Raw genomic sequence first — 14,793 nt, 5'->3', positions numbered from 1 at the left:
ATGCCCCAGCCCGCCATCAGCGCCTTCCCGTCGATACCGGAACCGGCAATTCCGCCACGGCTCCTGACCGACCTCCTCGACAATGCGTTGAACCTCTATCCCGAACGCGTCGCCATCGACTTTCTCGGGCGAACCTGGACTTATGCGCAGGTGGGGCAACTCGTTCGCCGTGCAGCACGTGGATTGCAGGATCAGGGGCTGCGCAAGGGCGATCGGTTCGGCCTGTGCCTGCCGAACTGCCCCTATTTCGCGATATTGTACTTCGCGGCGCTGCGCGTGGGTGCGATCGTGGTCAACTTCAACCCGCTCTACACGGAGCGCGAACTGGAGCATCAGATCCGGGACTCGGGAACGCGCATGATGGCGGTACCGGACGTCCGGATAATCCACGAGAAAGTGCAAGCCGTCGCGCCACGTGCCGGGCTGGACAAGATCGTGTTGTGCGGCATGAGGGATATGCTGCCCTGGCTGCAAGGCCTGGGCTTTGCGCTATTCAAGCGAAAAGACCACGCGCGGATACTCGACGAAGGCCTTCATGTCCGGCTCAAGGCGCTTCTCGCCCATGATGCCGAACCTGACGCGGTAGAACGTCACCCTGATGATGTCGCGGTCCTTCAATATACCGGAGGCACAACCGGCGTGCCCAAGGGCGCAATGCTGACCCACGCCAACCTCACGGCGAACAGCGCCCAGATGGTGGTGCATGTGGGAGGACTTCGCCCGCAGCAGGAGAGAACTCTCGGCGTCCTGCCCATGTTTCACGTCTTCGCACTCACGACGGTGCTCAACTTCTCAGTCGAAATCGGCGCCGAAATCGTCCTGCTGCCACGGTTTGAGATGAAGCAGGTTCTCAACACGATGAAGCGCAAGCCGCCGACACAGTTCTTCGGCGTGCCTACGATCTATGTTGCCCTGAACGCGCTTCCGGACGACGAGATACCCGATCTCTCGGCCGTGCGCGCCTGTATATCCGGCGGCGCACCGCTCCCGCTCGAGGTACGCGAGGAGTTCGAGGCACGCACGCGTGCCAGGGTCGTGGAAGGATATGGGCTCTCCGAAACCGCCCCGATCATCGCCTGCAACCCGTTGTTTGGGACGGTGAAGGACAATAGCTGCGGCCCAAGTTTCCCCGGCACCATCATCGAGATCCGAGATCCGGAGAATCCCTCGCGGGTTCTTCCCCAGGGAGAACGCGGAGAAGTGTGCGCCCGCGGCCCTCAGGTGATGAAGGGCTATTGGCAGCGCCCTGCAGAAACCAGTGCTGTCTTCGTCGATGGCGCGCTACGAACCGGCGATATCGGCTATTTTGATGAGGATGGCTATCTCTTCCTCGTCGACCGCATCAAGGACATCATCTTCTGTGGCGGATATAATGTATATCCCCGGATCATCGAGGATGCGGCCTACCAGCACCCGGCGGTAAAGGAGGCGATCGCAATCGCGATTCCTGACGCCTACAGAGGTCAATCTCCCAAGTTGTTCATCGCGCTGCACGAGGGATCGAACCTGACCGTCGATGAACTCAAGGTCTTTTTGCAGGATCGCCTCAGCAAGATCGAGATGCCCAAGGCCTTCGCATTCCGGGACAGCCTGCCCAAGACGTTGATCGGCAAACTTTCGAAGAAGGATTTGATCGAGGAGGAGAACAAAAAGCTCGCCTGAGCCTCTATCCCCTGTCAAGCTACGAGGCTTATGCGCTTGAGTGGTAGGGTAGCCGTGATTGGAGGACAGGGAGTGGATGGCATGGGGAACTCGCTCCACCTCGCCGAGGACGATGAAACGCTTAAGGACGCGGATCGCGACAACCCCACGCACAAGGGGAGAACCCGCGCAAAGGATGCGGATTTACAAGTGTACGGCATCCAGGATGTCGCTCAGGAACTCGGACTGACACTTCGCACGCTACGCTTCTACGAAAAGGAGGGGCTTATCGCCCCTCAACGGGTAGGCAGTACCCGGGCATATTCCAGGCGTGAGATCGGACGCATACAGCTGATTTTGCGCGGCAAACGCCTTGGCTTCTCCATCAAGGAAATCAAGGAGTTTCTCGATCTCTACGATGCCGATCCCGAGCATAAGGAGCAAATGGAGCGATTGATTGCCCGCATCCGGGAAAGGTTGGTCGACTTGAAGACGCAGCGCTCTGCGCTCGACCTGACAATCGACGAGCTTACAACCATCGAAGTGGAAGCGATGGCAAAGTTGCAGCGATAATTTGGTCATCCCATTCTCTAACCGAGCGGTAACGCTTGATCGCGGCGCCCCCGATCCAATCAAGCCGTCAAGCGACGAGCGCCGCGCCGATCGCTAAGGCCGCCCCAGAACCGCGCCATGATCATCCAGGCGATGCCCGACGCGGTCATCGCCCCGCCGACCTGCCATGGCTCGAGGCCAAGCACGCGCGCGATGGGGCCCGCGAGCGCCACGAACGACATCATCGCCATCGAGCAGACGAAGGTCTCGAACATCAGTGGCTTCATGCTGAAAGCGCCTGATGCTTCCTCCCCCACTTGTTCGTCGCCTGTCGCTGTCGCAGCTTCGGTCATGCTGCTTCGTCCCGTGATGCGACCGGCGAACGGCCACCATTCCAGAGCAGCGCCGTCGAGACGGCATAGACAACGAGCCAGCCGAGGTTGAACGCGGCGCCGTCAAGCCAGGTGTGCGCCGGCTCGGGCAGGATGCGCGCGATCAGCATGCCGATCGCGACCAGCGAGACGGGATTGGCCAGCGCTGCGAACCAGCGTGGCCAGGCGGTGCGGCCCAGCGCGATGACGATCCCGAGGAGCAGCAGCGCCAGGCCCAGCGTCACGATCGGCATCAACCAGGCGATGAGCAGGACATGGTAGAAGTGCTGGCCGAGATCGAGCAGCGCGCCATGGGCCGCGGCCGGCGTTTCGAGGATCGTCTTGTAGGCCATGCCGACATAGTAGAAGCCCGCATGGCCGAGCGGAGACCAGGCGTTGCCGGCGACCAGCAGGACGAAGGTCAGCCAGCGCCACCAGCCCATCGCCGGACGCAGCCCTTCGAGCAGATGCCAGCAGCCCGCGAGATAGAAGACGATGCCGGCATCGGCCACCAGCGCGCCCGCGGCGAGCCGCGCCTCGGAGGATGGAAGCATCAGCGCGACACCGTCGAACTGGATGCGATCGGCATAGGTCTTCAGGATCAGCGGATAGTCGTCGGGACTTGCCCTAGCCCCGATGATCAGCGCGTCGCCAAGCGTCCAGAGGATCGCGCCGATCACGCCCGCGATACCGCAGAGACGAAGAAGCGGGAGCCGCTGGATATCCGTCATAGGCTTGTCCTTGCTTCGGCGCGGGATCGATCGACGAGACGCATGATCTCCTGGGCGATCAGCTCGGGCTCGCTGAACGGAACCATTGCCAGCGCTACCGTCGCCTGGCGGCCACGGGCAAGCCTCAGCCCAAGGTGACCACCGCGATCGCGCGTGAACTGTTCGGCTATGCCTGGGACATCGCCCGTCGGGTGTCGCCGGCGATAGCCGGCTGATCCACCCACGACATTAACGAGAGGAGGCGCCAGCGCACCAACTGCATAGCCTTGGCCGACGTGCCGCGGGCACCCGACTGTGATGGGCAATCCACGGTGTACGGTGGGGCAGGTTCGTCCGACGCCCGAACTTATACGGAGGATAGGCCCAGCGACGGATACGGATAGTGCGGTAATCAACCCGCGGATGAGAGCATGATCAATCGTCGTCGATCAGGCGCCCGCAGCACACCCGCCAAGGTCAATGCGACCGCTGGTCTCGAGGCCAGCGAAGGAGTAAACTCGGCCAGCGTCTCGGATGGCAGTCATGAGAGCGTATATCTGTGCCCGTTTTATGTGACGCCCCCGACATGGCGGTTTGAGTAGACGCGGAGAAGGGCGATGTCGCCCTTCTCCGCGCTCAGTCAGGCGGCGAGCAATTCGTCCGCCGGACCGAAGAATTCGTAATGAATGCGGTCGGATGGGACGCCAGCCAGCGACAAGGTCGAGACGGCGTGCCGCAGAAACGGGCGTGGTCCGCAGATATAGTAATCGGCCTCACCTACAGGCGTGTTGGCGACCAGCCATTCATCGGTAATGATGCCGGCGACGTCATAATCCCGTCCTGCGACTTCATCTTCGAGCGGGGTCTGATGAAAATCGGTGACGGTGATTGACTTGCCCCGCCCAGCGACAGCGCGAACATGATCACGCATTGCGTGGGTATCGCGGTCATGAGTTCCGTGGACATAGTGCACGGGGACTCCCGCCTCGCCCTCAGCAAGCGTTTCGAGCATGGCCACCATCGGGGTCAGCCCCACGCCGCCCGACAGGAGGATCACCGGGCGTTCGACATGCGCTGCCAGGAAGAATTCGCCTGCAGGCGCGGCAACTTTGAGCACCGTGCCCGGCTTGGCTTCATCATGAAGCCAGCCTGACGCAAGACCAAGCGGCTCACGCTTGACCGAAATGCGATAGGTTTCGCCGTTGGGGGCTGCTGAAATCGAATAGTTGCGCTTGACTGGCGGATGTCCCGGAATTTCAAGCCAGAAGGTCAGATATTGCCCGGGCTTGTGCCGCATGACGGCCCCGCCATCAACGGGGCGCAGAACGAAGGAATTGATGACGCTGCTCTCACGCACGACGTCCTCGACGCGAAAATCGCGCCAGCCATTCCATCCGCCGGTCGCATCCTTCTGTTCTGAGTAGACTCGCTGCTCGCGGGCGATCAGGATGTTGGCCAGGAACCAGTAGGCTTCGCCCCAGGCAGCGAGAATCTCATCGGTGGCCGCATCCCCCAGCACCGCCTTGATCGCCCCCAGGAGCGCCTCGGCAACGTGCGGATAATGTTCGGGCAGAATTTGCAGGCCAACATGCTTCTGCGCGATCCGCTCGACCGCCGGGGCAAGCGCACCGAGATTTTCGATGTTGCTCGCATAGGCGAGAATGGCGCCGGTCAGCGCCCGCGGCTGCGAACCGGCATCACCATGGTGCGATTGGTTGAAAAGGTCGCGAATGTTCGGGTTCTGGAACATCCGGGAATACATCTCGTTCACGATGTCGAGGCCATGCGCTTCGAGCGCGGGGACGGTCGCCTTGACGAGCGCAATGGTCTGATCGCTGAGGGGCTGCGTCATCAACTTCTCCTTTTTGAATGCGTTGAAAATCCCGGAATGTCAGAGCTTGGGAATGTGATCGTAAAAATCCACCTGCATCTTCATCGGCCCTGTCGGCGTTACGAAATGCGGTTGCTGAGGGAGAATCAAGCCAGGCTGGTCAGGCGTCAGGACGATCTCCGAAGGTGGCTCGAGGTAGGTTAGCCGGAGTTCGCCCTCCAAAACCCGGATCACGCCCCAAACACCAGCCTTCGTGTCATGTCGCGCGCGCAAGGCAGCCGGCAGAGTGTCCTGGTTGAACACCGGCGTGGAACGGTAAGGCAAGATTTCAGCCATGGGTTTGCCCTGGTCGCTCGATGGCATCCTTACGTTCCGCGTTGGCGACCGATGCAGCACTCCGTTCCTCCAGTTGGAAGAACATCGCCAGTTGCAGGCTCTCGGCGATGCGCCGCGCCTTCGCTTGTAGCGCCGCTGCCGCTTCGGGCGTCATCCTGTCATTGGTCGTTTGAACCCAGAGTGCGAGCCAGCGCTCGAACAGCGCGGGCGTTATCCTGGCCTTATGCTTCAAATGGGCCGGCACCGGTTGCCCCTTGTATCGGCCACTGGTGAGCATGACGGAGGACCAGAACGCAGTCAGCTTCCCAAGATGCTCCGGCCAGTCATCGATCGCATCGTTGAAAATCGGCCCAAGCGCGGGATCGGCGCGGACCCGCGCGTAAAATTCCTCCACCAAAGGAGTCAGCTCTTCTTCTCTGATTTTCGAGACACCGTCCACGACTCGCGCTCCAATCATGTATATATAATACATCGATCATGATTGCGCAAAAACGCAATGCTAGCGCATATTTCCAGGTCGTCGGTCGCGGCGATGTACACAGCCTGAGAAACTGCTCAGCCCCGCTAGTTTAGCCTTGAATCCGAAACACGAAGGCATAGCATCAGCCAGCGACCCGAAGGAGTCTCGGTAAGACGTAGACACCTTTCCTTGCCCGCCCGTCAAAAGACGGGCGGGTTTTCTTTTCCGATTCCGTAGGACATTCGCTGGAACGCTAATCCGCGTGATCTGGCGCACTCGGAATTTTCAAACACCGTCACAAATACCTAATTGTGCGCAGCTCAAGATCTAATCACCCGATTTTCGCGATCAAGCGGCCGGCGGCACCCTGCTCTGCCGCCAGATTGCGATTATAGGCGAGCGGCATCCGGGGACTCTTCCAGCGTAGCGCATCCATGATCCCCGCCAGATCCTCGCCGCTCGCAAACAGATCCTGGTTCAAGCCCACCCGCGTCGAATGCGCGCTCACGCCCTTGAGCAACTGCGCCAGATCATCGGCGGTGAGGTCGCTCAGCGCGCCCTTGTCGAAGGCGCGCCGGATCATTGCCCGCCAGATCGGCCCGATCGAACCCGGGTGCAACGCCCCCTCTCCCACATCATATTCGGTGCGCGCCGGCACCACCGACTTCGGCAATGTCTTGCGCAGATCCCAGCTTTCGCGGCCAGAAATCGTCTCGATCCGCCGCCCCTTGACCGCGGCCCGCGCCTTGTAGCGGCGCACCTGCACCCGGCGAAACAGCGGTCCCTCCTCGATGTCGGCAGCCGCAGTCCAGGCGGCGATCGCCCGCACCGAGCGCGGGCTGAGGAACGCGGTCGCGCCCTTTCCCTCCTGATCGCCCTTGCTGCGCGAAATCGTCAGCAGCCGCGCCTCGGGATCGATGGCGTCCACAATGTGCTCGACCTCGACCGCGACCAGCTCGGAGGCGCGCAAGCCCGTGTCGTAGGCGACCGACAGCAAAGCCCGATCCCTGAGCCCCGGCAAATCATCCGCGCAGGCCTCAAGCAGCCCCCGCACATTAAGCCCCCGGGGTGCGTCCCGCTCGACATTGCGCACCGGCCCCTTGAACCGCAGCGGCCGCGCCTGGGCTTGCGTGCTGCCCTTCTCCCGGCGGATCGCGCGGAGCCGCAGCTTGACCAGCTCGGCCTGGGTGGGATCCTTGATGTCGAGCAGCTGGTGGATCTTGGCGATCGACGCCTTGTAGCGACCGAGCGAGGCGGGTTTCGCCCCCTGCCCTGCCCGGGCATCGAGATAGTCGGCGACCGTCTCGGGAGTCGCCGGCGAGGTCACGCGCCCGTTTCGGCGGCACCAATGGTCGAACGCCTCGATGTCGCTGGCAAGCGCGCGCAGGGAATGCGGCGAGGATGCCGCCTGATAGGCGGCGATCAGCTCGGCGTTGATCGTGATTGGCGATCGACAGTTCAGCTTGGTCACCTCCCAGGCGAGGTCGACGGCCTGTCGGCCTCGCCGGCTGCTGATGGGCGCTGGGAGGCTCATCTGGACAGCGCGACAATCTGGTCGAAGCTGTGCGGTTCGACCCCATAGATAGCCTCACGCGTCACGCGCCCATCAAAATCGCTCTGCCATGACCAGAATATCGTCTTTTCAGTGTCCAAATGCCCTGCCCTCCGCCGGGATGCACATACCCACCTTATAGAAAGGCGTCAAATCCGCTTATATGATAACTGCAATTATCGTATGTCGGTTTACAATCACTACCACTAAGTGAATACCTATGATAGATTAGGTTTCATTTGCATAATAACCCATTGTTTAAAGACAGGATTTCAGATGCCTCTGGGTGGCCTCTCCCGCCTGCTGCACCATTCCAGGCAATCCACGCCAAGATCCGGTCTCGCAGAGATCAGCGCGGCACTCGCACTGGGCCGGCTTGACGGACGGGTCGCGAGTATGGGCCATCGCGTAGAACGCATCTTTGCCGCGCGCATTGTCAGGATGGTCCTCGTCGACGCGCTGCGAAGCGAAGGTCATGCATTTACCGATGCTCGCTTTCATAGCTGGTTTGCCGGCCTCAGCACACTGAGCGATGAGCCGTCTAGAAGCGCGCGCCCGCCTCGCACGATGTGCCTCGCGATCCTCACCGAACTAAACCACAGCGGTTGGGCACCGATGGCCGAGTTGGCGCGCGCTATGTTGCCGGCCCTGCTTGCGCCCGCCGATCATTTCGAGACGGCAACCTCGAGCGAAGATGCCCATCAGGAAGTCCACGCTGTCCTCGCGGTCGCCCGATCTCTTCTGACCAGCATTGGCGTTCGGCAAGAGCCTGACCCCAGCGCGGAACTTTGCGAACTTCACGACGCGATCGGAGCCGATGTGACCTTCACACATCAGGAACCAATCTTCTCTTCCCTGCCTCGCGGACCAATCGGAGCGAAACCGCGACACTTGGTCTCGCGTCCACCGAGACCTCCATTTTGGGCGCTCGACCTGCTCTGGGGTGAGCGCCTGTTCGCACAGGGGTTGATGTCGGTGCCCCTGCCCTTCCCCGGCCTCGTCAAGCCCATGACCGAAAACGTGGACGATTTGGATCAGCCCGATCCGGTCTCAGAGGTTGCAGCAGCGTTACGCCACAGCGCTGAGCGCCTGATCGCCGCATTGAAGGATGCCGACGTGGCCGTTCGGACCATAGTCGATGGACAGCTATGTCATCGCAACACGTCCAGAGCACCGATGATCTTTGGCATTCTTGCCGGGTTTGGACAACTGCGCGGGGCTCAGCTCGAAGCGATCATCGGCGCCTCACGGCTCGGAACCCGAAAGATGCTTTCCACGCTTGAGAAGAGTGGTTTGCTACATCAGACCAGAACGGCCGGCGCAGATCTTTTCTCCGTCCGCCTCAAAGCGGAGGCTCGCTCTGTCGTTGATCGAGGCAAGGACACCCCTGCCCTTTCTCGGGAGGCGCTCGACGATTATGATACTTCCATGGCCGCCATCGACGCCTTGCTCGCTCGCACTGGCGCTCATTGAGCATGCTCACAAACGAAGTGAACGCGCTCCAAGTGACGGGCTTCCAGAGCCTGAACCTATCCGTTATCAGGCCAAGCCGGCGACAAGCCGCAAAATATCGATCGCCGGAAAGGCCCCCTACAGCGCGCCGACGACGTCCGCCCTACCCATGGGGTGGTCCGCATGCAGGATGGTGCTCCTGAGCGCTTACAGGGCAAATCTCTCGCGATCCGAGGTCCGTTCCCGTTGGTGATGCTGAAATTCGCTGCGAACTGCGCACCCCTGCACACGAAACGAACGAGTTTCGAACTGCCGAAAAGAAACGCTGTGAAATTTGCAATGCACCGCGGCTGAGCGAGAAAGCCTGGTTGCTTCAAAACCCGGGACAATCTCGGTGAGCCATCGTCCGGCCCTCCTGATTGATGTACTCCACCATGGCGTCTTGAGTGGCACGATGGATCAGTGGAAATATTCGGCCGGGTCGCGTGCGTGAAGCCGTACTCGTTCGAGCTCCTTAGCGATGAGGTTTAAAGCCGGTCGTCCAAAAGTCGGCAACAGAGATCCTTGGTGGGTCGGTCTGCGCGCGCAGTGAGAATAAAAGCTCGGCCTCTAGCACAGCCTTCAGCTAGAATGACCTGAGCGGTTGATCTGACGATCGCTCGCCTGTCCCCTCCCCTTCTTCTTCTTCTTCTTCTCCCAATAAAATCAATCGATATCCGCCGCAGGCGTAAGAGTTAATGGGATTAGATTCTAAAGTTAAAGAAGTTAGTGCCTGTGCAAAATCGCTTAGAGCGAGAGATGAGGGCGAGTCGCGGCCTGTGGATAAAATCTGATAACACGCGAATCTGCATCTGATACCACGCACCCTTGATTCTAAAAACACGATGATCGCGATCCGATAGTACGTATCGCTTCGCATATGCCCTGTGGATAAGATTGCCGTCCACCACCATGGCTTCATCTGCAAGGCTTGGTTTTCTGCCTCTTTCTCCGGATCGAATCTTCGAAAACGCTGCCGCTAGCTGAGGCGCTAGCCCCTGGCGAACTTGGCGAATGGACGCTTCTCGAACGTGCTTTCAGTAATGTTGGCGCAGGCCGTGTCGTGTTATCGGGAAGCGCGGATGCACGGCGGGCCGAATTCATTTGTCAGCGGTGGACAGCCGTTACCCCGCGATCTCAGCCGTTCCAGCGGTAGATGGCTACTCTGTCTGACAGTCGCATGCGGTGCGAAAGTACTGGCGACCGCGATCACCGCTCAGTCTACTCCCCTGCCCCTGCCCCTGCCCCTGCCCCTGCCCCTGCCCCTGCCCCTGCCCCTTTCCCTAGCGTTGGTTGCAGGAGCGTAGGGATGCGTTGCTGAAGAACTTCGGCGCTGAGGGTTTACATCATCCTGCCCGGCACCGACCGGGATTACCGTGAGACAATGACCTCATTCGGACTGAGAAATGAGGGGGTTCCTCTGCGGAGACAGCCCAGCTGCCCAGTTCGGTGATCAGTCGGATCGACGTGCTTTTAGAATCACCGGGTCCGAGGGATTGCTACGGCGCGCTGGCTGACTTCTCTGCGAAGTTAGCGGGGTCTAGGGCCGCGCCAGCAGCTTAAAGCCGGATTTCCGAAAACACGTCGTACACGCCGTCTCGGCTCAATCAGCCTGAAAGCCGTTGTGAGGTTCGTTCATGACAATTGGCATCCAAGTCGCCACGCGATCTTACGGGCTGTCGAATTTCGGGCTCAGAGCTTTCTGATCGAATGGCGAACCCTGTTGCCGGCCTCGCGATCGAGCCGACAGGTTCACTCAGCGCAGATCTCACTCGATCGCCGAAAGCGATCACGCTGGCTGCACCAGCGGGTATTGGCCCGGTTATCGGTTGTAGATGGCGTGAAGGGCATCCTTATCGCCGCACCAGCGAGAACCAGAGTCTGGTGATAGGCTTGTCATGCATCCGAGCGGTCGATCGGCTTACCCTGGAGGCGCGCCCTTCGCGGTGGAGGTGAGCCACTGCCGGCGCGATGGCATGGTTCTGTTCAATTGCGCGGGCCGGGGGGCTACTTAAACCAGATGGGGCGGGGAAGGGGGCGCCTCGCGGTGGGGGCGCGCCCTTGCAGAAATCGGATAGGGCAGGGGTGTTGGTGCGAGCTTCGCGCCGACATGCGTCTGCTTAGCGCCCTGGTACGCAAGCCCTTGCGGTCAAAGGCCGCGCAGCTGGTACTTGTTGCGCTCGTGGTGCTTTTTCATGAAACCGTAGAAGCGCTTGGAATAGTTGCGTGGAATTTCGTTCGGGTTTCGATTGAGAAACGCATCAAAGGTTTTCATCAGGACATCGAGATCCCATCCGGGACATTCGCGCATGATGGTGGCGTACGTCTCCGGGTCGAGCACGTCGGCTGCCCGATCCCCACGGCGAGGTCTCGGCGCCTCTTCAGCGGCTCGCGCGAACTGGACATCATGCGGATCTGTATGTGGCAAACCAGCATCGGCGCCGTGGTCATACTTGAAGCGGGCGGCTGTCCGGGCAACCAGGCTGAGGGCGAGGCTGGGATCAACTAGGTCTGGCTGAGCCTGTTGCGAGCGAGTGGCGTCGCGATCGTGAGAATGCCCCGATGCCGGGGAGGGCAGGGGGGACGCTACTGGAGAGGGCTCATTTCGCTGCCCGATGCGCTTCTTAGTCGACGGCGCCGAGGTGCGATCGTCGAGAAACTTGCGCATGACCATCTTGAGCTTCGGTCGCGGGCTTTCCGCGTCGATCGCCTCGAGGTGAATTTCCGGCAGGTTGTTGGCCCGAGCGAGTTCAAGGATCTTGTTCTTGAACGAGGGGAGGGAGCTTTCGCTTCCGCTCTTTTGATGGAGCGTCTCAAAGCCGATAGTGAAGCCTTCGGCGCCGTTTCCGCCTGCGTGCTTGCGGCTTGCACGGTAGAGCCATTTCCCGAGCCCGCTTGTGATCTCGAAATAGAGCGGTGAGATCGCAAGGACGTTTCTCTTATCCATGACCCCATCGAAGAACCACCGCGATAGAGTTATCTCCATTCCAAGCGATCGCTGGGTCTTTTCGTCGACGAGATGCGTGTAACTGTCGATCCAGGAGAACGTCGTCTCGCGGGTCTTGGAGTTCGCGCGGATGTTGGTCTTGATCGTGGTTGCCTGCAGACGATCGAGGGCAGCTATGAGGCGTTCGTATGCGCGGCCGCTGACACCCCAGCATATCCGGCGAAGCAGGTCGCCGGGCTGTAGCCTAATGGTCGGTGAAAGATCATTGTCGCCGCGCTCTCGCAGCTCGTTGAGGTGCGAGGCCAGGTAGATCATGATGTCGGCATCCCAGATCGTGGCCATTCCGTACTCGGGATTGGCTGATACGTGAACACGCACGCTTTTGTCCGGGCTCGTATATTCGATTGGTTTGAGGCGCTTCTTCTTTGCGAGGCTGAAGAACGGGCGCTGCATGGTTTCCTGATAATCGCGCAGGGAGATGTCGCTGAAATCGGGCAGCGTGAAAAACATCTCAAATTGTACCTTGCGACCATTAGTGGTCGTCTGCGGCGTATCAGAGGCCACGCTTCTCACCCAACTCCGTTGCTGTGTCCCACGCGTGGGACTGTACGATTAAGATATTGATATAATTCGATAAAAGAGGTTTTTAAAGTTTGCAAAAACCTATCCGATGCTAGGTCACCGGGCCCGTCCCTTCAGAATCTTGGCGTTCTCGATCAGCGGCCGCAGAGCTTCGAGAATATCGTCGGCGGACAGGTCGGTAGGGGTGAGGGTGAAGGTCAATCCTCTGCCCTGATCACGATCGATCTGTCCTATGGTTGAGCCATTCGCCTCGATGACCAGCTTGCGAGCCCGTCCGCGCCGGGGAGAGCTGGCGGCCTTGACGAGGCGGGCGACAACCTCCGCGCCGCTGATCGGCTCTTCGTCGCCCGATTGGCGGAAACTTTGCTCGCTGGCTATATGCGCGGCTGCCTCTTCGATCTGCGGCCGGGTCGCAGCGTTGCGGATGAGGGGCAGCAGCTTGTCGCCATGGCGGACCTGAAGGTCCATCGGCGAATGAAATGCGCTGACGACTGACTTCGGGATTTCGGTAAGGCCGATATAGCGAGCGAGAGTTGAGGTCGAGAGTTTGACACGCTCCGCCATCCGGGCCTGGATGCCGTCATAGTAGGCTGCGACAGCCGCCCGGTAATTTTCGCCACGCTCGAGATCCGAAATGTCCTCCCGCTCGCGATTTTCGATATCAGCAAGACGGAAAGCGGCTTCATCGTCGATATCCTCGATGATCGCCACAAGTTCGATATCGGGGTAATGGTTGGCGTTTAGCCAGCTCACTGCCCAATGTCGGCGCGTACCAATGAGAAGTTCGTAACGCTTTTCGGCGTCTGGCGTGCGCCGAACTACGACAGGAATCCTGTTGCCGTTCTCTGCCTGAATGGAGTCGATGAGGCTGCGCAGCCGCTGCTCATTGAGCAGTTCATAGTCGCGCGCATTGCCCGACCAGATCGAGCACTCGGAAGGCTTGAGCCGGATGGAGGGCTTCTTCACCATCCGCGCCGACTCCCCGAATGCATCGAGGCGCTTCGTCGTGAACGTCGTGCGCGGTTTTGCGACAGCGACATCCTCAACGGCGATGACTGGCTCGGCCGGGGTGGAGGCTAGGGCCTCCGAAATCAGTGACCGCCGGCTCATGCTGCAGCACTCGCAGGTGCATCATGCCCAACGATGCTGGCTGATGGCCATTGCTGTCGCATCTGCTGGACGACCTCGCCGAAGACGAGATCGAGATTCTCGCGGCACCGGTTATACGTCGCGTGCGAGGCCGAGGGCTTGCTCTCGTAGACCGAGCGGAATGCTTGCGTGGCATTCTTGATTTCCTCTGAAGCCAGGATGGGCTGGCTCAGCAGGAAGTTGGCGTACGTTGCTTGCATCATCTTCCACATATCGTGCTCGCCAGGCTTGCTTGGCGTGTAGGCCGAACAGACGACGCGGATGAACCCATAGTCGACAGGCGTGCCGTTGGCTTCGAGCACTTCGATGTTCTCTGCGATCGTGTCCATGAAGTGAATCGTGGAGAGATAGTCCAACTGGCGGGCAGGTACCGGGATTAGCAGGCCGGTGGCCGACGCCATGACGTTGAGGCCGAGAAAGCCCATGGCTGGCGGAGGATCGAGTAGGATGACATCGAAGTCTTTGATGATCGTTGAAATCCCGATGCGCAGGCGCTGCAGACCTTCGCGCACCGCTTGGCCTCCCTCCCTGAGGGTGGATGTCAAATCCCACTCCGCATCCTGCAGGCCCAAACTGGACGGAATTATCTTGATCGTCGGCCAGGCGGTGTCGTGGATTGCCGCAGCGAAGTCGTCGAATGTGCTACGCGGAGACAGGAAATGCCCGAGCGTCTGCTCGTCATCAATCAGCGTTTCGGGCTGGATGTCGAACATCGTTGTGGTGGATGCCTGCGGATCGCAGTCGATCACCAGGACCTTGTAGCCGTGAAGAGCGAGATAATCCGCAAAGTGCTTGGTGATGGTCGACTTGCCAACGCCGCCCTTGAAGTTCTGAACGGCGATAACGACCGCATCTTCATCTTCGGCCTTGCCCGGGTGGATGCCGAGGGCGTCACGGATGCGGGTCAGATCTTCCAGATCGTAATACCGGCGACCATTAGCCTGCTGCTTGGGTGGTTCGAGCCGCCCGTCTTTCTCCGCCTTCGCCAACGCTTCGGGCGTCCGGCCAACCAGTTCCGCCGCTACGCCCGGGCCGAAGGTCAAGTCCAGAACCTTACGATCCTCCGGCTTGAACACGATTGATTTGACCCGGTCACGCATTTCCCCGCACGACCGCGTTATGGCTCGAAGGGTATTTACGGTATACGACATCTCTCGCCGGGCCCTTAGCT

The 14,793-nt window shown here is 60.2% G+C and carries 12 protein-coding genes and 1 pseudogene; 4 read left to right on the top strand and 9 right to left on the bottom strand.

Annotation, left to right across the window (positions count from 1 at the left end; all coding sequences use genetic code 11):
- Together GR702_RS17175 and GR702_RS17170 are read left to right on the top strand one after the other, a co-directional pair.
- Positions 1-1,662, top strand: coding sequence for a long-chain-fatty-acid--CoA ligase (locus GR702_RS17175; protein WP_051035833.1), 1,662 nt, complete (start codon positions 1-3; stop codon positions 1,660-1,662).
- A gap of 81 nt (positions 1,663-1,743) precedes the next feature.
- A complete protein-coding gene (locus tag GR702_RS17170; protein ID WP_017503287.1) occupies positions 1,744-2,214 on the top strand; it encodes a MerR family transcriptional regulator in 471 nt (156 codons plus the stop codon).
- Between the two features lie 59 nt (positions 2,215-2,273).
- Here GR702_RS17170 and GR702_RS17165 read toward each other — a convergent pair whose 3' ends face one another.
- Complete coding sequence (locus GR702_RS17165) at positions 2,274-2,480, bottom strand: hypothetical protein (protein ID WP_004206962.1); 207 nt, start codon at positions 2,478-2,480, stop codon at positions 2,274-2,276.
- Between the two features lie 62 nt (positions 2,481-2,542).
- Entirely contained in the window at positions 2,543-3,295 is a 753-nt protein-coding gene (locus GR702_RS17160) for a DUF6796 family protein (RefSeq protein WP_004206961.1), read from the bottom strand.
- An 86-nt stretch (positions 3,296-3,381) separates the two neighbouring features.
- Here GR702_RS17160 and GR702_RS22400 point away from each other — a divergent pair.
- Positions 3,382-3,510: pseudogene (locus GR702_RS22400) on the top strand (IS110 family transposase); the annotation flags it as partial.
- A gap of 404 nt (positions 3,511-3,914) precedes the next feature.
- Here the strand turns inward: GR702_RS22400 and hmpA are convergent.
- From hmpA to GR702_RS17135, 4 genes are all read right to left on the bottom strand, one after another.
- Entirely contained in the window at positions 3,915-5,126 is a 1,212-nt protein-coding gene (gene hmpA / locus GR702_RS17150; RefSeq protein ID WP_004206960.1) for an NO-inducible flavohemoprotein, read from the bottom strand.
- Positions 5,127-5,165: 39 nt separating this feature from the next.
- Complete coding sequence (locus GR702_RS17145; protein ID WP_004206958.1) at positions 5,166-5,441, bottom strand: TehB family protein; 276 nt, start codon at positions 5,439-5,441, stop codon at positions 5,166-5,168.
- A complete protein-coding gene (locus GR702_RS17140) occupies positions 5,434-5,913 on the bottom strand; it encodes a group III truncated hemoglobin (RefSeq protein WP_017503290.1) in 480 nt (159 codons plus the stop codon). The genes GR702_RS17145 and GR702_RS17140 overlap by 8 nt, the downstream gene beginning before the upstream one ends.
- 319 nt (positions 5,914-6,232) lie before the next feature.
- A complete protein-coding gene (locus GR702_RS17135; RefSeq protein ID WP_036526778.1) occupies positions 6,233-7,435 on the bottom strand; it encodes a tyrosine-type recombinase/integrase in 1,203 nt (400 codons plus the stop codon).
- A 294-nt stretch (positions 7,436-7,729) separates the two neighbouring features.
- On the opposite strand from GR702_RS17135, the gene GR702_RS17130 reads away from it, so the two are divergent.
- Complete coding sequence (locus GR702_RS17130; RefSeq protein WP_160986989.1) at positions 7,730-8,926, top strand: hypothetical protein; 1,197 nt, start codon at positions 7,730-7,732, stop codon at positions 8,924-8,926.
- A gap of 2,167 nt (positions 8,927-11,093) precedes the next feature.
- Here the strand turns inward: GR702_RS17130 and GR702_RS17125 are convergent.
- The 3 genes from GR702_RS17125 to GR702_RS17115 form a co-directional block, all read right to left on the bottom strand.
- Positions 11,094-12,401 (bottom strand): replication initiator protein A, encoded by a 1,308-nt coding sequence (locus GR702_RS17125; protein WP_021235282.1) that lies wholly within the window; start codon positions 12,399-12,401, stop codon positions 11,094-11,096.
- A 168-nt stretch (positions 12,402-12,569) separates the two neighbouring features.
- Positions 12,570-13,583, bottom strand: coding sequence for a ParB/RepB/Spo0J family partition protein (locus GR702_RS17120; RefSeq protein WP_021235281.1), 1,014 nt, complete (start codon positions 13,581-13,583; stop codon positions 12,570-12,572).
- On the bottom strand, positions 13,580-14,722 hold the full coding sequence (locus GR702_RS17115) for an AAA family ATPase (protein ID WP_021235280.1): 1,143 nt from the start codon (positions 14,720-14,722) through the stop codon (positions 13,580-13,582). Before GR702_RS17115 ends, GR702_RS17120 begins: the two co-directional genes overlap by 4 nt.
- Between the last annotated feature and the right edge of the window lie 71 nt (positions 14,723-14,793).

It is taken from the genome of Novosphingobium silvae, from assembly GCF_009856825.1.
In the GTDB taxonomy this organism is placed as follows: domain Bacteria; phylum Pseudomonadota; class Alphaproteobacteria; order Sphingomonadales; family Sphingomonadaceae; genus Novosphingobium; species Novosphingobium silvae.
The sequence above is the reverse complement of the archived record's forward strand: the minus strand, read 5'-3'. Positions and strand labels throughout refer to the sequence as shown.